An 18,851-nucleotide genomic window follows, 5' to 3' on the forward strand; every position below is an offset into this window, starting at 1 on the left:
GGGCCGTCCGACCCCGGGGAAACAGTACGGTACAGTAGCGTACTGTTTCTGGGAGAGAAAGAAGCGGAGATCACCAGGTGGCCCGATCCGGGGACAGTGTCGACGTTCGAGTTCAGCGGTCCAAGGCGGCGGTGCTCGCCCAGACGTACGAGTTGCTGTCGGCGGGCGGCATCGGCGGGGTCAGCATCGACGAGGTGTCGCGCCGCTCGGGGGTGTCCAAGACCACGATCTACCGGCACTGGCCGTCACGGGCTGCGCTGCTGATCGAGGCGTGCTCGACGATCGGGTCGGCGCCCCCGGTTCCCGACACGGGCAGCTTCGGCGGGGATCTCGTCGCCTTGACCGAGGCGTTGGCCGAGCAGCTGCGGAGTGCCCGCTGGGCGGCGGTCCTGCCCTCCATCGTGGACGCCGCCGAGCGCGAGCCCGAGCTGGCCGGGCTTCATGCGGATCTGCACGCCCGCTTGATGGCTCCCTTCGGTGTGGTGACCGAACGCGCGCGAACTCGCGGTGAGCTCGCCGCGGATCGTGGGGCGGCCGATGTCACCGCCGCCGTGGCCGGCCCGCTGTTCTACCGTCGCTGGTTCTCCCGCGAGCCCCTGGACGCCGCGTTCGTCGCGCGCGTGGTCGAGGACGCGCTTGGCCATCTCGGCGTCCAGGCTCGTTCGACCTGATGGGCGGGCGCCGATGCCACCAGCCGGGCGGCGGCCGACGGCTGGATGGCAACTGTCCGCGCGTGCCGAGCATCCCGCAGATCGCTGATCTGTTCCGGAGGACACCCGCGTGGACGGCGGGCAGGCCGATGTCGGGACCCGGTGCGATCCCGAGCAGGTCGTGCTTCTCAGCTGCCGATCTGGGCGCTCATCGGCATGAGCGTGCATCCTCGCGCGATTGGTGTGCGGATTCCTGTGATCGAAACTCGCTCGCCGTGGCCGGCGCCCGCGACCTACCATCGCGACGAGCCCGCCCAAGGCGCATCTACCCGGTAAGGGTGCGTCCTGCCCGTCGCACGGTGGGGGTGGCAGCCCGTTCGAGCCGGGCCGGGTCCGGGGAACTCACGTCTCGACGGGAGGTGTCGGGGTTCCCGCCTCAACGCTCGCACCGCGGCAAGAGCGGACGTTGGGCGCAAGCGCCGTCCTCTCGGACGGACGGTGCCGCCCGCCGATGGAGCAAAGCCCTGCTCACCCTGGTACCGGCGACGCGACAGCGCGATCTGCGATGCGGGAGCGCGATGTGCTGGGCATCCGGATACTGGGTAGATGGTGACCGGTGAACGCGTTCGCGATGTGACTTTCCCCAGCGTCGACGTGGTGCTGTCAGGAACATTTGCCGGTCCCGCCGGCCGTGACCCGGCTCCAGGGGTGGTCATGGTCGGTGGCTCCGGACCGTCGGACCGCACCAACGACAACTTCTTCCCGCCAATCCAGCGAGGACTCGTGGAAGCCGGGTTCGCCGTGCTCTCTTACGACAAGCGTGGTGTTGGCTCGTCTTCCGGCGACTGGCTCGCGGGAACGATCGACGACTTCGCCGCCGACGCTGCAGCCGCACTGGACTTCCTCCGCTGCCAGCCTGGCGTCCAGGCCGAGACCACCGGCCTGTTCGGGCACAGCGAAGGTGGTTGGGTCGTTCTGCGCGTCGCAGCCCGGGGGGACGTGCCCTGGGTGGTCACCAACGGCTGCCCCGGCATGACACCCGCCGTTCAAGACCGTTACGCGCTGGCCACCGCCCTTCAGGCGATCGCCGGGATCACGCCCCACGATGTCGAGGTCACCCTGGCCGTGTACGACCAACTCGTCGAAGCGGGTCGGCGCGGCGCCGACTTCGATGAAGCGACGCGGTTGGTCGGGTCTTTCTCGATCCCCGCCTCCGTCGAAGATTTGTTCGGCGAATACTGGTCAGAGACCGACGAAAGCCTCTGGGAGTTCACAAAGCGCAAACAAGACCACGATCCGATCCCGGACGTGTTTCGTCTGCGTTGTCCGCACCTGGCGACCTTCGGCGGCGCCGACGAACTGGTTCCGGTCGCGGACAGCATCGGCCTGTTCGCCGCGGCCGCCTGCCATGCCGAACGTCATCCGCGAGCAACCCTGACAGTCCAGCTGTTTCCCCATGCTGACCACCGCGTTCAAGTACACGGTGGTACCGCTCTGGTACCCGGCTACGTCGAAACCTTGGTCCGGTGGATCACCGAGCGGCGCGACGCCAGTTCGCAGAGCTGAACGCACGCTCGGCGCCAGGCTGTCCGGAGACCTTCCAGGTCATGGCGGGGGAACGGGCGACCCCACCGGGTCTGGTAGACGGTCTCGCCCAGGTCGTCGGAGAGGGTGTCGAATGCTCTGAGCACGGTTTTGGCGAGCGTCGTCGTTGGCTGCTCGCTTTGCCAGAGCAGCTTTCCCTCATGCTCAGGTGTTTTCCGGTCGGCTGCTTCGAGAAGGCGGATCGTGACCGTGTTCGTGCCACGGTGGAAGAACCAGCGGTAAACGGTGGGTTCGGCTTCGAACTCGGCCTTGGTGTGGGTCTCGTGGAGGATGACCCTGGCGACGGCCTTCAGCAGCTGCTCGGGACCATCGGTGACGTAGGAAGCGAACGCCTCGGCGCCGGCGTGCTCGTCCTCGACAAAGCAGAGCGCCCAACCGTGGTGCTGGATCGTCCAGGTGAGTCGCATGTTCAGCATTGTGACCGGATACGGTACCTGGCGTCATCCGATTACCGCTGCCGACTGCAGCGGCGTCCGCCCATCGGCATGAGCGCGTGTTCCGACGGACAACCGGTCGGCAGGAGAAGGCGATGTCCGGCTCAGACTCGCACCTGGCGGTGCTGGCTCATCAGCGCGTCGGTCAGCGGCACTTCGGTGCAGCGACGGAGGGCACAGACGGAGCATGGGAAACCCCTCAGCCTCAGAACCAAGCCGGTTCGGCAGCACTTCGGCGCATCCTGACCTGCAGCGCCTGATCGCCGGTGTAGCGCTAGAGATCGTCCGGACTCCCACGTTGCCATGGATGGTTCGTCTCCAGCGCCAGTACCGCCATGTCCAGAAGTCTTTGGTAGTAATCGCGACCATGGGCGTCCAGCTCGGGGATGACCCGGACGAGTCGCTGTTCGCATTCGGCGAGGACGGCGAATCCGCGGTCGTCCAGGAGACCTTGTCTTTCCAGCCAGGCAGAGACACCACCGGCTGCGGTTGCATCAAGCATCACCATGTCGATGCCTTCCACGTCGGCACCCCGCCACCGGCTCGGGAACGGCGCTTCGCGGTGGGCCTCGAAGAGCGTCATGACTGCTGCCCGACGATCCGTGAGATCCACCGGTTTACCTCCCTGCTTCACGCGAAGCCGAGGGCCGAGTCGTTACCCGGTGTCGACGCCGAGACCACATGGGTAGGCAGCACAGCTGCGCGGCCGGGCAGCCGCAACGACCGCACCAGTGTACTGCGAGTGTCACCGTGAGAGGGACGCTCGCAGCCGGCCGATGACTTGCAGGATCTCGGTGCGGTGCTTGGCCGACTTCATCCATCCCGGAAGCCGGGCCAGCATGGTCATCCCGGGACGTTCGCCGCGTTCGCGGAGCCGGGCACCGACGTATCCCTCCAGGATGTCCAGGTGGCGTTCGTTGAACGCCCACAGAGTCTGGCCTCCGCAGCAATCCGCTCGCAGCCACAGCGGTTGTCGGAAGTACGGATCAACCGGACCGCCCCAGCACGAGGTCGCGTGCTTGGCCTCGCCGGGCCAGTTCCTGACGTGGCCACAAGCGTGGCACGCCAGCCGGCGAGGCCACCTGATCGAGTAGGGGCTACGCGGTTGCCCATCAAGCCACGGCACCACCTCAGCGCGGCCCTGGCACGCCGGACATACCACCTGGATCGCGTTCTCCGCCACGGCATACAGCGATACACCGGGATCGGCAAATCGCATTGGCGCCGTCGACGGGTTGGTGTTCATACCGCGATTGTGCCCACGGGATCCGTCTCCACGCACGCCGATTTCCGGTACGTGCCCACCAACACACACCACGGCGAGTCCAGCTGACCACCTTCGGGAAGCGCCGCGTCAGCACGCACGGCACTGCGGACGCTGGACTGACCTGCCTGGATCTATTCAGGGGGCATCTGCGGGACGCAGACCGGCATGCCCGCCCATCGGCATGAGCGGACACCGGGAGGCTCGGAAGCCTGGAAGCACCTGCAGTCCGCCGTCCCGCGGCGGTATCGTCTCGGGTCGTGACGGTCGATCCTCTCCAGCCGTATGGCCCGCTGATCGACTCGCGGCTTCGGCTGCTCACGTGGAACGTCTGGGGTCGGTTCGGGCCGTGGGAGCAACGGCAGGCCGGCATCTCCGCCGTCCTCGCCGAGCACGCTCCGGACGTCGTGGCGCTCCAGGAGGCGTGGTCGGCGCCCGGATACGATCAAGCGCGGGAGCTCGCCGCCGCGGCGGGGCTGCACCATCACCGGTTTTCCGGCGACCGGGTGGAAGACGGTGTGACGTCGGGCAGTGCGGTGCTTTCCCGCTGGCCGATCGCCGCGGTGGAACCCTGGGTCCTGCCCGGGCCCGCCGGTCATGGGGGCAGCGCGGTCCGGGTCGACCTCGACGGTCCGCGCGGCCAGGTCCGGCTGGTCAACGTCATGCTCGACTGGCCGCTGCACCACACCCGCGTCCGGCAGGACCAGGTCACCGAGCTCGCGCGGCGGGTGCGTGAACTGGGCCGTGGCCCGCTGACGGTGGTGTGCGGCGACTTCAACGCCGCGCCGGACTGCGACGAAATCCGGATGCTCACCGGCCGCGCGGCGGGTACCGGGACGTGCTGGCACGATGCCTGGGAATTCGCCGGTGTCGGCCCGGGATACACGTGGTCCACCGGCAATCCGTGGGCTGCGGCGGCGTTCCCCCGGGACCGGCGCATCGACTACGTCTTCTCGACATCGTTCCATCGGGGCGGGGCCGGGCAGCCCCTGCGGGTGGAACTCCTCGGCACCGCGCCGGTCGGGGCCACCGTGCCCTCCGACCACTACGGGGTGCTGGCCGAACTGCGCTACTGAACCGGACGGCCACCGTCACGATCAGGCTGACCGGACACGCTCAGCGGCCTGAGCGGATGTCGGGCAGTTGTCACCGCTCACTGGCCATAGGCGAAACGAAGATCGGCGAACAGCAGTTGGTTGAGCCGTCGCCGAAGGTGGCCGGTCTTGCTCCGGTCGGGGGCTTCGTCGGGAGTGAGCAAGGTAAATCTCAATAACGTCCCTCCGTCGCGCGAGTCCGCCAGCGCGAAATGTACCTGATCATCGGGCCGGCTTGGCCACAGCGATGACCACACCGCCTGGCTGGGCTTCTCTGCGGCCAGGACTCTGGGATCGACTTCGTCGGCCAGCAAGTGGAGCCATGGACGGGCTCCTGGCCGACGAGGCTCCACGAGCGAGTCCCAGACGGCAGACGGAGGTGCCGGCAGCGTGCGCGCCCGCGAACCGATCTCGATCACAGAAGCAGAATATGTCGATCTGCCAACGTGCACACACTCAATTCGGCATGAGCGCTCGTCGCGACAGCGCGGTCAAAACACGCGACGGTCGTCGCTCCTGCGGTCGTCTTGGACGAGGTGTGGGTCGTACACGCCGGAGCGTGCGGTGCGGCGCCACCGCCGTGCGAAGTTCTCCGGGCCGTTGTCGAGGTCGACCGTCGCGATGGCGGGCTTGCCGGTCTCGGGGCAGCGCACGACCCATCGGCCCGCGGGAGAAATCACGCCGGAGGCCACGTCCTGGGTGGGGCCGGCGTAGCTGACCCAGTAGCTGTTGGTGGCGGCGTGCGCCTGCGCCTGGGTGGCGAAGTCGCCGTCGTCGGTTTGCCGGCCGGGTCCCGCTGTGGAGAACAGGACGCAGTCGACGTCGAGTCGTTCGTACTCGATGAACAGCTCGGGGAAGTGGACCTCCATGCCGAGCAGGAGCCCGAAGCGCAGCCCGTCGACGTCGAAGGTCACCGGCGCCGATCCCGGTGTGTACATGTGCGTGACCTTCGTGTTCGACAGCATGCGCTCGTCGTAACGCGTGACGACTTCTCCGCGGTCGGAGATGACGTACAAGCTGTTGTGCGGGCGGTGCGGCGGGGTCAAGCCGTGCACCGAGCCCACCACGGTCCACAGCCTGAGTTTCCGGGCGAGTTCCGCGATGGCGGCCAGTTCCCGGCGCAGCACACCCCACTCGAACCGGGTCCAGTCCGCCGGCCCGACCTTGTCCGGGCCCTCGGCGGACATGATCCGCTTGTGCGGAGAACAGGTCGCGCCCTCGGGGAAGTGCACGAGTGCCGCACCGGCCTCGTGCGCCTCGCGCATCAGCCGGCGGATGTCGCTGCCACTGTCGCGCAGCTCCGTACGGTGGCGGGGATCTTGGCGGAGAACAGCCTGCGCCACGGCCAGCCGCAGCCGTTTCGTCTCCGCCGTGACGTCTCCTTCCGGCGCTTGCCGGAGGTGCCGGAGGGCAGTCGTGTAGGACTGGCCGGTCTTGGCCGCGCGGGCACGAACCCTGCGTTTGAAGTTCCTGTTCGCCGTCATGGAAGCCCTTCCGCGGCTCGGACGGAAGTTCCCCCAGCGAACACCACGCCCGAGACGGACAAGGCCGACGACAACGACCCGAGACGAGAAGTCCCTTTGCCTCCCTGCGGGACTGCGCTGGGGGCAGTCGACGGAGGTCCGGCGTGAGCCACGCCGGAGATCACGGTAGCACGGCACACAGCACAGTCGGGCCGAAGCGCGCTCGTCGGGATGAGCGGGTGTTCCAGCGGTTCCCGCTGCCCGGGACCCGAGTCAGTCCTGGGTGGATTCGGTGGGGAGCTCCGGCGGTGCCTGCAGATCGTGGGCGCGGAACAGGACGGCGTGCTCGACGCCCATGGCCTTGCCGCCCATCGCGGCGAACCGCGGGATGAAGTCGGCGGGGGCCGGGTGGTCGGGGAGAGCCGCCAGGTACGCGGCGTGTGCCTCGAGCGAGGCGACGCCGCGGCGCAGTGGTTCGCCCGTGACGTCGACGCCGTGGGTCGCGTCCGTCATGCCCGGGGTCAGGTACCAGCGTGCGGAGTGCGGTTCGAGGCCCTCGTCGTCGATCTGTTCCGGGAACACCCACCGGTTGCCCGCGTCGCGGATCGCGTCGAGCGTCGCCAAGCCGGCCGCGCGGTGGTCGGCCTGGTCGAAGCCGTACGGGGTCTCGACCTCGAAGCCGGTTCCGTACACGGCGTCCGGCTTGAAGCGGCGGATCTCCCGGCAGATGTCGCGGCGCAGGTCGAGGCCGTGGACGAGCACGCCGTCGGGGTGTTCGAGGATGGTCAGGTGGTCGACGCCGACCGTGGCGCACGCCGCCCGCTGTTCGGCGGTGCGCAGGCGGGCGGTCTCTTCGGGCGGGTTCGGCATGCCGGCCTCGCCGCGGGTGAGCAGGAGGTACCCGACCTCGATGCCGCGTGCGGTCCAGCGGGCGACCGCCGCGGACGTGCCGTACTCCATGTCGTCGGGGTGCGCGACGACGCAGAGCACGCGCTGGAACGATTCCTCGGGCAGAGCCGGCAACGTCATGCCGGACATCCTGCCGCATTCCGGGCCGGCGCCGCCGATGCCCGCGGGCGGCCGGTGCGGTTGGATCGAGTGGACGATGTCCGGGAGGTGGGACGCTGGTGGGTAGCGATGCCGGAGGGCCGGACCCGGCCCGGATCACGGACGTCGCGGGGTTCGTCCGCGAGGTCGATCTGCTGCGCCGGCAGGCGGCCCGCGGCACCGGCAAGGCGCGAGTCAGCCTGACCGAGCTCGCCCGCTTGGTGGACGTGCCGCGCTCGACCGTGCACGCCTACGTGTCCGGCAAGATCCACCCCCCGTCCGACGTGTTCGACCGGATCGTCATCGCCTTGGGTGTGCCGCGCACGGCGTGGGCGAGCTGGAACGAAGCCTGGTTCCGGGTGGCCGCCCACCTCCACACGGAGAAGCAAGCCGCGCCTCCGCGGCAGCTGCCCCTCGACGTCGCCGGGTTCGTGGGACGCGAGCGGGAGCTTGCCGCGCTCGACGAGCTGGTGAGCGGCTCGCCGGGCACCCGGGTCGCGCTCGTCACCGGGATGCCCGGGGTCGGCAAGTCGGCTCTGGCGATCCGGTGGGCGCACCGGGCCGCCGGCCGCTTTCCCGACGGCCAGTTGTTCGCGAACCTGCGGGGGTTCGCCGAAGCTCCCCCGGCCGATCCGGTCGACGTGCTGTCCGGGTTCTTGCGCGCCTTGGGGACGGCCGAGCGGGAAACACCGCGGGAAGCCGACCGGCTCGCCGCGAGCTTCCGGTCCGCGGTCGCCGGCCGTCGCCTGCTGGTGGTGCTCGACGACGCGAGCAGTGCCGAGCAGGTGCGTCCGTTGTTGCCCGGCTCGCCGGGCTGCGCCGTCCTGATCACCAGCCGCACGAAACTGGTCGGCCTGGTCGCCAGGGAAGGGGCGGTGCCCTGCGAGCTGGGGCCGCTCGGGACGGACGACGCCGTGGCCCTGGTCCGGCACGCCGCCGGTCCGGATCGGGTCGATGCCGACCCGGCGGCGACCGCGGAGCTGGCCGAAGCCTGCGGACGTCTCCCGCTCGCGCTGCGGATCGCCGCGGCGAACGCCCGTGTCCGGCCGGGCCTGCTCCTCTCGGCGATGGTCGAGGAGCTTCGTTCGGCCGATCCGTTCGCGGTGCTCGATGCGGCGGTCGACCGGGCGACGGCGGTGCAGAACGCGGTCGCGCTGTCCTACCGGGCGTTGAACGCCCCGGCGCAACGGGTGTTCAGGCTCCTCGGGCTGTTCCCGGTCGACGGGATCGCCCTGCCGGCGCTGGGGGCCGCGGCCGAGCTGGAGCCGGAGTCGCTGGCTCCGGTCGTCGGCACCCTGCTGGACATGCACCTCCTCTTCGAGCGGACGCCGGCGCGGTACAGCCAGCACGCCTTGCTGCATTCGTGGGCCAAGCGCCGTTGCCTGGCGGAAGACGCCGGCGACGTGCGTGACTCGGCGCTGCAGCGGCTGATTTCCCACTACGCGGGGCTCGCGACCGAGGCGGCGCAGCTGAGGCACCCCCGTCCGTACCGGGAGAAGTACGCGAGTGCTCGATCCGGCGGCGCGTCGTTCGCGACCGCCGGCGAGGCGCTGACCTGGTTCGACGTCGAATTCGCCACGCTGTCCACGCTGACCCGGCAGGCCGCCGCCGCGGGCCTCCACGCGCTGGCGACCCAGCTGTGCGTCGCCCTGCACTTCGAATTCGAACGGCACCGGTCCGCGGAGTGGCTGCCGGTCAGCGAAGCCGCGCTCGCCGCGGCCCGCGTCGCCGGGGACGCGGCCGGGCAGGTGCTGTGCCTGCGGGTGCTCAGCAGCGCGTACTGGAGCAGGTCGGACCACGCCGAAGCGCTCCGCCACCTCGACGAAGCCGGGAAACTGGCCGACGAGCTCGACGCGCCGGACCTCCGGGGAATCGTCCTGAGCGACCTGGGCCGCATGTCGATCTCCGTCGGCCGGCTCCACGACGCGGCCGGGCACTACCGGCGGGCCCTGGACCTGGAACTGGCCCAGGGCGGGGTGGCGTCCATCCCGAACCTCGTCGTGCTCGGCGACGTCCTCTGGGAACTGGGGGAGCTGGCCGGTGCCTACGCCCTCCAGACCCAGGCGATCGAGACGGCGGCTCGGCAGGGTTACGCCGCCGGGCTGCAGCTCGCCGAAAGCCACGCGGGCCGGCCGAGCCAGGCGCTCGGCGACCTGGAGCGCGCCGTCGAGCACTACCGGACCGGTCTCGGGCTGTGCCGGTCGGCCGGGGAGCACGCGGACGAGGCCAGCGTGCTCGCCAACCTCGCGGGTGCCTTGCGCGACCTCGGCGAGTACGAGGAGGCGCTGGCGACCGCCCGCGACGCCCTGGCCAAAGCGACCCGGCTCGGCATGCGACGGACGCAGGCGGGCGCGCACCACGTTGTCGGCACGGTCATGCTGGAGCTCGGCCGGATCGACGAGGCCGAGACGGCGCTCGAGTCGGCGCTGGACCTTTCCCGCGAGGCGAGCCACCCGCGCGGCCGCGGGGACGCGCTGGTCGCCCTGTCTGCCGTGCACCTGCGCCAAGGGAGGCTCGACGAGGCCTACGACCGGGCCTCTCAAGCCCTGGTCCTCGGCGAGGAGACCGGCCACGGCCTGATCCGGGCCGGCAGCCTGCTCGCGATGGCCGCCGTCGAGCTCGAACGCAGCGAATCCGGGGCGGCGCGGGCCCACGCCGAGCGGGCTCGGGCCCTGCACGGACAGGCGGGCTGCCGGCTGGGTGCCGCGCGCGCCGACGCGGTCCTGACGTCGTTGCCGTCGGCACGCCGCTGAGGGGCCGGTGTCCGTGAGCGTCCAGGTATGTCCAGGATCCGGCCGTTCCCGGCCCTCGCCGTGGTGAAGTGTGGCGGTCGTCGCCGAGCCGGCGACGACGTGCCGGTGTTCGGGGCACTGGCCGGCGGTTCGGCGGTTCGCAGCCAAGGGGAGGTGGCGACGCCGAACCGCCGTGGCCGGCTGTCCCCGAGAGCCGTGGAGGCCCACCGTGCGCCACCCGATCCTCCGATCCCGGTGTCGTCCACTTCGGACTGACAGCCGGGGCTCGCCGCTCAGCCGTGCAGCTCTGCCCAGCGGCCGGGACGCTTCGGCAGCACGACCTCCTCGGCACCGGCCGACCAGCCCGCGGGCCAGGTGCGGACGGCGTACCAGTCCGTCCGCGCCCACGCCCGTGCCAGCCCCGGCGGGGCGGCGAAGGTCGCCCCGGTGAAGTCGGCGTGACCGGTGAACCGGGCCTGGGCGAACCGGGTCCTGGCCGCGAACCGGGCGTCGCGGAAGGACGTCCGGCCGGCGAACCCGGCGGCGACCGCGTCGAACGGCCCGGCGAACCGGGCGCCGGTGAAGTCCGTGAGTCCGGAGAACCTGGCCTGGTGGAACCCGGCGGGGCCGGCCACCATCGCTCCTGGGAACGCGGCCGTCCCGGTGAAGGTCACCTGGTCGAAGTCCGCCGCGCCCCGGAACTCGGCCTGGCGGAACCGGGCGTGCCCGGCGAAGCAGGAGCCCGCGAACGTGACGTCCCCGGTGAAGACGGTGCGGACGAACCGGGTGGTGCCGCGGAAGCGCACCTCGTCGACGGTGAGGTCGCGGACCTCGCAGCCGGACAGGTCGAGGGCGGTGAGGACGGCGTACTCGACCCGGAGGTCGATGCCGGGCCAGAACGCCGGCCCGTCCGGGCGCAGGTGCGGGAGCACCAGCGCCCAGAGCCGGTCCTGCCAGTCCGGCCGCCGGCTCCAGCCGCCGAAGCGCAACTGGGCCAGCACCTGGTCGACGAAGCCCTGCCGCTGGGCCGGGTCCTGGTGAGCCCGCTCGTCCAGCTCACGGAACGTCTCCAGCCGCGTTGCGGGGTCCGGCGCGTAGAGGTCGGGGCGGTGGACCGCCGTCGTCGTCGCCCGGACCGGTACCCGCCGCCGCACGGCGCTCTTGTGCAGGAGGAAAACCCGTACGTACTGCACCGCGAGGGCGATGAGGACGACGGTGAGCACGGCCTGCGCCGCCGCCGGCGGAAAACCCGACATGGGTGGAGTGTGCCCGGGAGAACGGATCCGGGACAGCGAAATACCCGCTGCCCGGCCGTGACGGCAACCGTCCACTTCGGTCTGGAAGCCCCCTCGTGCCGGCTCGGAAAGGACGGGACCTCAGCCCGCCGGGGTGAAGCCGCCCTGCACCGTGTGGATGTCGCCGGAGGCCGTGGCTCGCACGCGGTAGCTGTCGGCGGCGGCGTCGCGCGCGCCCGCCGTGTGGTTGTACTGGACGGCGAAGGTGTGTCGTGCGGCCGGGACGGTCCGGCCCGGCTTGAGCTCCCATCGGTAGACCACGGCGCCGTCGCTTTCCTGCGCGGTGACGGTGAAGTCGTCGGCGGGCGCGGTCTGCCACTGGCCGGTGCTCTGCACGCCCCCGTTCTGCGTGACGCGCACTTCCACGGTGAACGCGGTCAGCGGCTCGGCGACGTCGAGGGTGAGGGTGGCCTGAGCCCAGTAGACGGTGCTGTGCGGATCGATGGCGCCCTGCGCCGACAGCGGCCCGTCCGCGACCCGGCGGCCGGCCGGTGCGGCCGGGGTCGGGGTGCCGGCCGACGGCCGTGCGGTGGTCGTCCGGTTCGGATGACCGGGTGCGGGCGGCGGCCCGCCGGTCGTGCCGGGGGAGTGCGTGGAGGGCGTTTCGCTCGGGCTCGGGACGGTGAGCGTGGTCTCGCTGTCCGGGTGCGCCGGCGTCGTCTGGACGCTTCCGGCGACGGCGAGGCCGGCGACGGCCAGGATGCCGGCCGCGGCGGAGCCGGCGAGCACCACTTTCGGCCACGACCTCGCGATGCCCGAGCTCCGCCGCGGGACGGCGGTGCCCGCCATGCCGCGGTGCACGCGGGCCAGCATCCGGTCGCGGTCGGGCCGGTGTGCCTCGGCGGCCTCGCGCAGCCGCCTGCCGATCTCGTCGTTCACCGGTCGCCCCTCTCCGCCGCCAGGTCTCCCGCCGCTCGCGCGCCGAGCAGGCGTTCCAGCTCGGCCAGCGCCTTCGAGGTCTGGCTCTTCACCGCGCCGACCGAGATGCCCAGCGCCTGCGCGGTGTCCTTCTCCGACAGGTCGAAGGCGTGCCTCAGGATGACGCAGGCCCGCTTCCCGAAGGACAACCGGTCCAGGGCCGCCCGCACGTCCACCACGGCGGCCACGTCGGGACTCCGCTGCTGCTGCGAACCCGGCGACCAGAACAGGGCGATCCGGCGGCGCTCGCGCGTCGCGCTGCGGACCCGTTCCCGCGCCAGGTTCGCGACCACCCCGCGGGCGTACGCCAGCGGGTGCTCGGCCGCGCGCAGCCGGTCCCAGCGCTGCCACAGCGCGACCAGGGCGTCGGCGGCGAGGTCGTCGGCGGCGTCCGGCTCGCCGGTCAGCAGGAAGGAGAACCGGGCCAGGCCGGCGTAGTGCCGTTCGAAGAAGTCGTGGAACTCCGCCGACGTGTCATCGAGGAGCATGTGTCTCGGCTGCCCTCTTCCTGCCCATGCGCCGCTCCGGGGCGGCAACGTACCGGTGTCCACCGGCCGGGCCGGCGCTCGCGCGACCCGGCCGGTGCAGCCTGTGTTCAGGACGGGTCGCCGTACAGCACACCACGGGCCGCGGCGGAGCCCGGACAGGCCCCGCGGCCCTTCGGCTGCGACTGCTGACTCGCGGCGCCGGCCACGTCCAGCGCGCTGCCGTCACGCACCGAGACGAACTGGTGGCAGGCGGCCGAGTCGACTCGCACGGGCTTGTCCGGCGTGCCGGGCACCGGTGGACCTGGTCTTCCTCACAGCAGCACTCCTCGGGTCTGCCGGGGCCGCAGCGGGCGGCCTGGCGGTGGGTCATTCTCAGCTCTGCCGCTCAGTTGCCGCCGGCCCCGGAAAGGTTGCCGCCCGCTCCGGAATTTCTTCGGCCCCCGTCCGGCTCGGGGCTGGCCGCCCTGGCGGTCCCGGCCCATGCGGTAGCGACCCGGGCGGCTCGGGCGCAGACTGAGCGGGTGCGGGTCGCGGTCCGGGTCGTCGGGGTGGTTCAGGGCGTGGGGTTCCGGCCCTTCGTCCACCAGCTGGCGGCGCGGCTCGGGCTCAGCGGGTTCGTCGGCAACGACGTGCACGGTGTCTTCGCCGAGGTCGAAGGGGCACGGTCGGAGGTCGACCGCTTCGTCGGCGCGCTCACGGCCGAAGCGCCGCCCCTGGCCCTGGTCGATGACGTGCGGGTGCGGGAAATCCCCGCCGTGGGCGGGGCCGGGTTCCGGATCGCCGGCAGTCCGCGGGGCGGCGGTGCCGATACGCTGATCTCCGCCGATTCCGCCACCTGTGACGACTGCCTTCGCGAACTCTCCGATCCCGCGGACCGGCGGTTCCGGTACCCGTTCGTGAACTGCACGAACTGCGGCCCGCGGTTCACCATCGTCCGGGGCGTGCCCTACGACCGGCCGCTCACCACCATGGCCGCCTTCGCGATGTGCGCCGGGTGCGAGCAGGAGTACGAGGACCCGGCCGACCGGCGGTTCCACGCCCAGCCCGTCTGCTGCCCGGCCTGCGGGCCCACGCTGCGGTTCGAGCCCGGGGGCGGGGATCCGCTCGCGGCGGCCGTCGACGCCCTGCGGGCCGGAAAAGTGGTCGCGATCAAAGGGCTCGGCGGCTACCACCTCGCCGTCGGCGCCCGGCACGAGGAAGCCGCGCGACGGCTCCGGCAGCGCAAGCACCGCGAGGACAAGCCGTTCGCCGTCATGGTCGCCGACCTCGCGCAGGCCCGGGAGCTGGCCGACGTCGATACCGCGGCCGAAGAAGCACTCGGCAGCCGGCGACGGCCCATCGTGCTGCTGCCGAAGAGGGCGGACCTCGCGGCCGCCGTCGCGCCCGGGAACCGGCGGATCGGGCTCATGCTGCCCTACACCCCGCTGCACCACCTGCTGCTGGCCGAGACCGGCCCGATCGTGCTGACCAGCGCGAACGTCTCCGACGAGCCGATCGTGTACCGCGACGAGGACCTCGGACGGCTGGCGCCCATCGCCGACGCCTTCCTCACCCACGACCGGCCCATCCACATCCGCACCGACGACTCCGTGGTGCGCATCGTCCGCGGGCGGACGCAGCTTCAGCGGCGGTCACGCGGCTACGCGCCCGAGCCGGTCCGGCTCGAAACGCAGAAGCACCTCCTCGGCTGCGGCGCCGAGCTCAAGAACACGTTCTGCCTCGCCAAGGGCCGCCACGCCTTCGTCTCGCACCACATCGGCGACCTCGAGAACTACGAGACGCTGAAGGCGTTCACCGAGGGGATCGCGCACTTCAAGCACCTCTTCGACGTCGACCCGGTGCTCGTCGCGCACGACCTGCACCCCGACTACCTGTCCACGAAGTACGCGCTCGAACAGGACGTCGAACTGCTCGGTGTGCAGCACCACCACGCGCACATCGCCGCTTGCCTGGCCGACAACGACCACGAAGACCCGGTGCTCGGTGTCGCCTTCGACGGCACCGGTTTCGGCCCCGATGGCACGATCTGGGGCGGCGAATTCCTCCTGGCCGATCTGAGCGGCTACGAACGACTCACCCACCTGCGGCCGGTCGCCATGCCCGGCGGCGCCATGGCCATCCGGCAGCCCCGGCGGATGGCGGCGTCCTATGTGGACGAACTCGGGCGGCCCGCCGACGAAACCATCGTGAAGCTGAAACGCAGCGGCCTCAACTCACCGCTGACGTCCAGTGCCGGACGGCTCTTCGACGCCGCGGCCGCGCTGCTCGGCGTCCGCGAGACCATCACTTACGAAGGCCAGGCCGCCATCGAGCTGGAACAGCTGGCCGATCCCGCCGAACGGTCCGCCTACCGGGCCCGCATCGACGACGTCGTCCACGGTGAGGACCTCATCGCCGCTCTCCTGGACGACACCGCCCCGAAGGCGAAGCGAGCCGCCCGGTTCCACAACGGGGTCGCCGCGGCGATCGTGGAGACCTGCCACCGGCTGAGGGACCACAGCACGACGGTCGCGCTCTCGGGCGGGGTGTTCCAGAACGTCCTGCTGCTCGACCGGACCGTGGCAGGCCTGGAACAGCGGGGCTTCCGCGTCCTGACCCACCGGAACGTGCCCACCAACGACGGCGGGATCAGCTTCGGTCAGGTCGCCGTAGCCAGTCGTACCACTCGGTGAGGCCGTCGCCGCGGGTCGCGCTGACCTGGAGCAGCGTGGCCGACGGGTTCACCCGGCGGACGTCCCGCTCGAACTCGGCGACGTCGAAGTCGACGTAGGGCAGCAGGTCGACCTTGTTCAGCAGCACCAGGTCCGTCGCCGCGAACATGTGCGGGTACTTCAGCGGCTTCCCGGGCCCCTCGGTCACCGACAGGACCACGACCCGCGCCGCCTCGCCGAGGTCGAACAACGCCGGGCAGACCAGGTTGCCGACGTTCTCGATGAACAGCGTCGAGCCGTGGGCGGGCGACAGCGAATGCAGGGCCCGGTGCAGCATGGCCGCGTCCAGGTGACAGCCCGCGCCGGTGTTGATCTGCACCACCGGCGCGCCGGTGGCCTTGATCCGCTCGGCGTCCAGCAGCGTCTCCTGGTCACCTTCGATCACCGCGCAGGGCCCGCCCGAGTCCCGGATGGTCCGCTCCAGCAGCGTCGTCTTGCCGGCGCCGGGCGAGCTCATCAGGTTGATCGCGAAGACACCTCCCTCACGCAGGTGCGCGCGGTTGTGCGACGCGAGTTCGTCGTTCTTCGCCAGGATGTCCTGCTCCATGACCACCGTCTGGGCGTGGTCGGTGATCCGGACGTCCGCGTCCGAGCATCCGCAGGTGTCACACATGGCCGACCTCCACCGAGGTGATGCGCAGTTCGCGCCCCGCGAGCACCGCGACGTCGGCGCTGCCGCAGGGACACAGCAGGATGAAATCGTCGAGGGTGAACTCGTCGCCGCAGGCCCGGCAGCGCGCCCGCCCGGACGGCTCGGCGATGTCCAGCCGGGCGCCTTCGAGCGACGTCCCGGTGCAGAGGACGTCGAAGCAGAACCGGACGCTGTCCGGCACCACGCCGGACAGCCGCCCGATCTCCAGCCGCACGCTCGTCACCGCCGCGTCGCCCAGCTTGGCGACGATCGCGTCGACGACCGACTGCGTGATCGCCATTTCGTGCATTTCAGCAGATCCTCGGCAGCGGGTCCCCGACCAGCAGGTCCACGATCCGGGTGCCGCCGAACGCGGTGTTCAGCAGCACGATCCCCGGCGGGTCTTCGGCGACGCGCCCGATCACCGCGGCGTCCGCGCCGAGCGGGTGCGCGCGCAACGCGGCCAGCGCGGCGTCGACCTGCGAGCCGTCGACGACGACCACGATCCGGCCTTCGCAGGCGACGTACAGCGGGTCGATCCCGAGCAGCTCCGACGCACCGCGGACCTCGTCCCGGACCGGGACGGCCTTCTCGTCGACGACCACGGCGACCTCCGCGGCCTTGGCGATCTCGTTGAGGATCGTCGCGACGCCGCCGCGGGTCGCGTCGCGCATCGCCCGCACGCCGGGGACGGCGGCCAGCAGCCCGGCCACCAGGTCGTGCACCGGCGCGGTGTCGGACTCGAGGTCGGCGTCGATGTCCAGTTCGCCGCGGGCCAGCATGATCGTGACGCCGTGGTCGCCGATCGGCCCGGAGACGAGGACGGCGTCTCCGGGCTTCGCGGTGGCGACACCGAGCCCGGTGCGCGTGAGCACCCCGACTCCGGCGGTGTTGATGTAGACGCCGTCGGCCTTGCCGCGCTGCACGACCTTCGTGTCGCCGGTGACGATCTGGACGCCGGCCGCTTCGGCGGCCGCCTTCATCGACTCGACGATCTTCAGCAGGTCCTCGACGGGGAAGCCTTCTTCGAGGATGAATCCCGCGGTGAGGTACAGCGGCCGCGCGCCGGAAACGGCGAGGTCGTTCACCGTGCCGTTGACCGCCAGGTCGCCGATGTTCCCGCCGGGGAAGAACAGCGGCGAGACGACGTAGGAGTCCGTCGTCAGGGCCAGGCGGGCGTCGCCGATGGTCAGCGACGCCGCGTCTTCCAGGGGCTCGAGCAGCGGGTTGCGGAACGCGTCGAGGAACACGGCCTCGATGAGCGTGTGCGTCGACTTGCCGCCGGCGCCGTGGGACAGCGTGATGCGCTCTTCCCGCACCTTCGCGCGCCGGCGCCGCGCCCGCTCGATGCGGTCGAGGACCTGCTGCTCGCGCTCGGTGGTGGTCATGCGCGGCTCGCCTCCCGGACGCGCTGCCGGCTGAACCGGCCGAAGTTGTAGTACGCCGCGCAGGCGCCTTCGGGCGAGACCATGCACGTCCCGATCGGCGTTTCCGGGGTGCACGCGGTGCCGAACACCTTGCACTCCCACGGTTTCAGCACGCCCTTGAGCACCTCGCCGCACTGGCACGCCTTCGGGTCGGCGACGCGCAGCCCGGGGATCTCGAAGATCCGTTCGGCGTCGAAGGCCGCGTACTTCTCGCGGATCGCCATCGCCGAGTGCGTGATGAACCCGAGGCCGCGCCACTCGAAGTACGGCCGCAGCTCCATCACCTCGTTGATGGCCTTCAGCGCCACGATGTTCCCGTTCCAGGGCACCACGCGCGAGTACTGGTTCTCCACTTCTGAGCGCCCCGAGGACAGCTGGACCATCAGCATGTAGATCGACTGCAGGATGTCCAGCGGCTCGAACCCGGCCACGACGACGGGTTTGCCGTAGTCGCGCGCGATGAACTCGTACGGCCGGCAGCCGATCACCGTGGAGACGTGCCCCGGCCCGATGAAGCCGTCGAGCCGCAGGTCGGGGGAGTCGAGGATGGCCTTGATCGCCGGGATGATCGTGACGTGGTTGCCGAACACCGAGAAGTTCCCGATGCCCTCGGCGGCCGCGCGCAGCAGCGTCATCGCGGTGGACGGCGTCGTCGTCTCGAACCCGATGGCCATGAACACCACGCGCAGGTCCGGGTTCTGCCGCGCGATCTTCAGCGAGTCCAGCGGCGAGTACACCATCCGGATGTTGGTGCCTTCGGCGTTGGAGTCGAAGAAGTTCCCGCCGGAGCCGGGCACGCGCATCATGTCGCCGAACGACGTCATGAGCACGCCGGGCTGCCGGGCGATGTGGATGGCGTCGTCGATCCGGCCCATCGGGATCACGCACACCGGGCAGCCCGGCCCGTGCACCAGCGTGATGCTCTCGGGCAGGTAGTCCTCGAGGCCGTGCTTGTAGATGGTGTGCGTGTGCCCACCGCAGACCTCCATGAACTTGTAGTGGCGGCCCGGCTCGCACAGCGACGTGATCTTCGCGGACAGCGCCCGCGCCTTCTCCGCGTCGCGGAACTCGTCGACGAAGCGCATGACGCCT

Annotated in this window: 19 protein-coding genes; 5 read left to right on the forward strand and 14 right to left on the reverse strand. The window is 71.0% G+C overall.

Annotated features, from left to right (window positions below; translation table 11 throughout):
- Positions 1-77: 77 nt before the first annotated feature.
- Together AB0M30_RS39320 and AB0M30_RS39325 are read left to right on the forward strand one after the other, a co-directional pair.
- Entirely contained in the window at positions 78-671 is a 594-nt protein-coding gene (locus AB0M30_RS39320; protein ID WP_364595157.1) for a TetR/AcrR family transcriptional regulator, read from the forward strand.
- Between the two features lie 585 nt (positions 672-1,256).
- On the forward strand, positions 1,257-2,216 hold the full coding sequence (locus tag AB0M30_RS39325; RefSeq protein WP_364595160.1) for an alpha/beta hydrolase: 960 nt from the start codon (positions 1,257-1,259) through the stop codon (positions 2,214-2,216).
- Here AB0M30_RS39325 and AB0M30_RS39330 read toward each other — a convergent pair.
- The 3 genes from AB0M30_RS39330 to AB0M30_RS39340 all read right to left on the reverse strand — a co-directional run bounded on the left by AB0M30_RS39330 (position 2,156) and on the right by AB0M30_RS39340 (position 3,935).
- Positions 2,156-2,662: a hypothetical protein gene (locus AB0M30_RS39330; protein ID WP_364595163.1), complete on the reverse strand. Its 507-nt coding sequence runs from the start codon at positions 2,660-2,662 to the stop codon at positions 2,156-2,158. The two genes, AB0M30_RS39325 and AB0M30_RS39330, sit on opposite strands and share 61 nt — an antisense overlap.
- Positions 2,663-2,963: 301 nt before the next feature.
- A complete protein-coding gene (locus AB0M30_RS39335) occupies positions 2,964-3,272 on the reverse strand; it encodes a hypothetical protein (protein WP_364595166.1) in 309 nt (102 codons plus the stop codon).
- Between the two features lie 162 nt (positions 3,273-3,434).
- Positions 3,435-3,935 (reverse strand): TFIIB-type zinc ribbon-containing protein, encoded by a 501-nt coding sequence (locus AB0M30_RS39340; RefSeq protein WP_364595169.1) that lies wholly within the window; start codon positions 3,933-3,935, stop codon positions 3,435-3,437.
- Positions 3,936-4,213: 278 nt separating this feature from the next.
- Here AB0M30_RS39340 and AB0M30_RS39345 point away from each other — a divergent pair, with 278 nt between their 5' ends.
- Positions 4,214-5,029 (forward strand): endonuclease/exonuclease/phosphatase family protein, encoded by an 816-nt coding sequence (locus AB0M30_RS39345; protein WP_364595171.1) that lies wholly within the window; start codon positions 4,214-4,216, stop codon positions 5,027-5,029.
- A 77-nt stretch (positions 5,030-5,106) separates the two neighbouring features.
- On the opposite strand, the gene AB0M30_RS39350 is transcribed toward AB0M30_RS39345, so the two are convergent.
- From AB0M30_RS39350 to AB0M30_RS39360, 3 genes are all read right to left on the reverse strand, one after another.
- Positions 5,107-5,466: a hypothetical protein gene (locus tag AB0M30_RS39350; RefSeq protein ID WP_364595174.1), complete on the reverse strand. Its 360-nt coding sequence runs from the start codon at positions 5,464-5,466 to the stop codon at positions 5,107-5,109.
- A 72-nt stretch (positions 5,467-5,538) separates the two neighbouring features.
- Entirely contained in the window at positions 5,539-6,531 is a 993-nt protein-coding gene (locus tag AB0M30_RS39355) for a carbon-nitrogen hydrolase family protein (protein ID WP_364595177.1), read from the reverse strand.
- 252 nt (positions 6,532-6,783) lie between these two features.
- On the reverse strand, positions 6,784-7,548 hold the full coding sequence (locus AB0M30_RS39360; protein ID WP_364595180.1) for a PIG-L deacetylase family protein: 765 nt from the start codon (positions 7,546-7,548) through the stop codon (positions 6,784-6,786).
- A gap of 89 nt (positions 7,549-7,637) precedes the next feature.
- Between AB0M30_RS39360 and AB0M30_RS39365 the strand changes: the two genes are divergently transcribed.
- Positions 7,638-10,310 (forward strand): tetratricopeptide repeat protein, encoded by a 2,673-nt coding sequence (locus tag AB0M30_RS39365; RefSeq protein WP_364595183.1) that lies wholly within the window; start codon positions 7,638-7,640, stop codon positions 10,308-10,310.
- A gap of 272 nt (positions 10,311-10,582) precedes the next feature.
- On the opposite strand, the gene AB0M30_RS39370 is transcribed toward AB0M30_RS39365, so the two are convergent.
- The 4 genes from AB0M30_RS39370 to AB0M30_RS39385 form a co-directional block, all read right to left on the reverse strand.
- A complete protein-coding gene (locus AB0M30_RS39370; RefSeq protein WP_364595185.1) occupies positions 10,583-11,545 on the reverse strand; it encodes a hypothetical protein in 963 nt (320 codons plus the stop codon).
- A gap of 120 nt (positions 11,546-11,665) precedes the next feature.
- The gene (locus AB0M30_RS39375) at positions 11,666-12,463 is read right to left on the reverse strand and encodes a hypothetical protein (RefSeq protein ID WP_364595188.1); all 798 of its coding nucleotides are present in this window, start codon (positions 12,461-12,463) and stop codon (positions 11,666-11,668) included.
- Positions 12,460-12,990, reverse strand: a complete 531-nt coding sequence (locus tag AB0M30_RS39380; RefSeq protein WP_364595190.1) for a SigE family RNA polymerase sigma factor — start codon at positions 12,988-12,990, stop codon at positions 12,460-12,462. Before AB0M30_RS39380 ends, AB0M30_RS39375 begins: the two co-directional genes overlap by 4 nt.
- Positions 12,991-13,097: 107 nt before the next feature.
- A complete protein-coding gene (locus AB0M30_RS39385; protein WP_364595193.1) occupies positions 13,098-13,283 on the reverse strand; it encodes a hypothetical protein in 186 nt (61 codons plus the stop codon).
- A 228-nt stretch (positions 13,284-13,511) separates the two neighbouring features.
- Here AB0M30_RS39385 and hypF point away from each other — a divergent pair, with 228 nt between their 5' ends.
- Positions 13,512-15,662, forward strand: a complete 2,151-nt coding sequence (gene hypF, locus AB0M30_RS39390; RefSeq protein WP_364595196.1) for a carbamoyltransferase HypF — start codon at positions 13,512-13,514, stop codon at positions 15,660-15,662.
- On the opposite strand, the gene hypB is transcribed toward hypF, so the two are convergent.
- The 4 genes from hypB to hypD are packed head-to-tail and all read right to left on the reverse strand — an operon-like array spanning position 15,619 to position 18,844.
- The gene (gene hypB, locus AB0M30_RS39395; RefSeq protein WP_364595199.1) at positions 15,619-16,314 is read right to left on the reverse strand and encodes a hydrogenase nickel incorporation protein HypB; all 696 of its coding nucleotides are present in this window, start codon (positions 16,312-16,314) and stop codon (positions 15,619-15,621) included. The genes hypF and hypB overlap by 44 nt on opposite strands.
- Positions 16,307-16,642, reverse strand: coding sequence for a hydrogenase maturation nickel metallochaperone HypA (locus tag AB0M30_RS39400; RefSeq protein ID WP_364595202.1), 336 nt, complete (start codon positions 16,640-16,642; stop codon positions 16,307-16,309). The genes hypB and AB0M30_RS39400 overlap by 8 nt, the downstream gene beginning before the upstream one ends.
- Before the next feature lies 1 nt (position 16,643).
- Positions 16,644-17,720 carry a hydrogenase expression/formation protein HypE gene (hypE, locus tag AB0M30_RS39405; RefSeq protein ID WP_364595205.1) on the reverse strand — a complete coding sequence of 359 codons (1,077 nt, stop codon included), beginning with the start codon at positions 17,718-17,720 and terminating at the stop codon, positions 16,644-16,646.
- Entirely contained in the window at positions 17,717-18,844 is a 1,128-nt protein-coding gene (gene hypD / locus AB0M30_RS39410) for a hydrogenase formation protein HypD (RefSeq protein ID WP_364595207.1), read from the reverse strand. Before hypD ends, hypE begins: the two co-directional genes overlap by 4 nt.
- Positions 18,845-18,851 lie beyond the last annotated feature (7 nt).

This window comes from Amycolatopsis sp. NPDC051716 (assembly GCF_040681595.1).
Classification (GTDB): domain Bacteria; phylum Actinomycetota; class Actinomycetes; order Mycobacteriales; family Pseudonocardiaceae; genus Amycolatopsis.

Excerpts from the sequence above, each read along its gene's own strand:
- AB0M30_RS39325 (WP_364595160.1), top strand. The coding sequence starts at position 1,257 with ATGGTGACCGGTGAACGCGTTCGCGATGTGACTTTCCCCAGCGTCGAC.
- AB0M30_RS39330 (WP_364595163.1), bottom strand. The coding sequence starts at position 2,662 with ATGCGACTCACCTGGACGATCCAGCACCACGGTTGGGCGCTCTGCTTT.
- AB0M30_RS39335 (WP_364595166.1), bottom strand. The coding sequence starts at position 3,272 with ATGACGCTCTTCGAGGCCCACCGCGAAGCGCCGTTCCCGAGCCGGTGG.
- AB0M30_RS39340 (WP_364595169.1), bottom strand. The coding sequence starts at position 3,935 with ATGAACACCAACCCGTCGACGGCGCCAATGCGATTTGCCGATCCCGGT.
- AB0M30_RS39355 (WP_364595177.1), bottom strand. The coding sequence starts at position 6,531 with ATGACGGCGAACAGGAACTTCAAACGCAGGGTTCGTGCCCGCGCGGCC.
- AB0M30_RS39360 (WP_364595180.1), bottom strand. The coding sequence starts at position 7,548 with ATGTCCGGCATGACGTTGCCGGCTCTGCCCGAGGAATCGTTCCAGCGC.
- AB0M30_RS39370 (WP_364595185.1), bottom strand. The coding sequence starts at position 11,545 with ATGTCGGGTTTTCCGCCGGCGGCGGCGCAGGCCGTGCTCACCGTCGTC.
- AB0M30_RS39380 (WP_364595190.1), bottom strand. The coding sequence starts at position 12,990 with ATGCTCCTCGATGACACGTCGGCGGAGTTCCACGACTTCTTCGAACGG.
- hypB (WP_364595199.1), bottom strand. The coding sequence starts at position 16,314 with ATGTGTGACACCTGCGGATGCTCGGACGCGGACGTCCGGATCACCGAC.
- AB0M30_RS39400 (WP_364595202.1), bottom strand. The coding sequence starts at position 16,642 with ATGCACGAAATGGCGATCACGCAGTCGGTCGTCGACGCGATCGTCGCC.
- hypE (WP_364595205.1), bottom strand. The coding sequence starts at position 17,720 with ATGACCACCACCGAGCGCGAGCAGCAGGTCCTCGACCGCATCGAGCGG.
- hypD (WP_364595207.1), bottom strand. The coding sequence starts at position 18,844 with ATGCGCTTCGTCGACGAGTTCCGCGACGCGGAGAAGGCGCGGGCGCTG.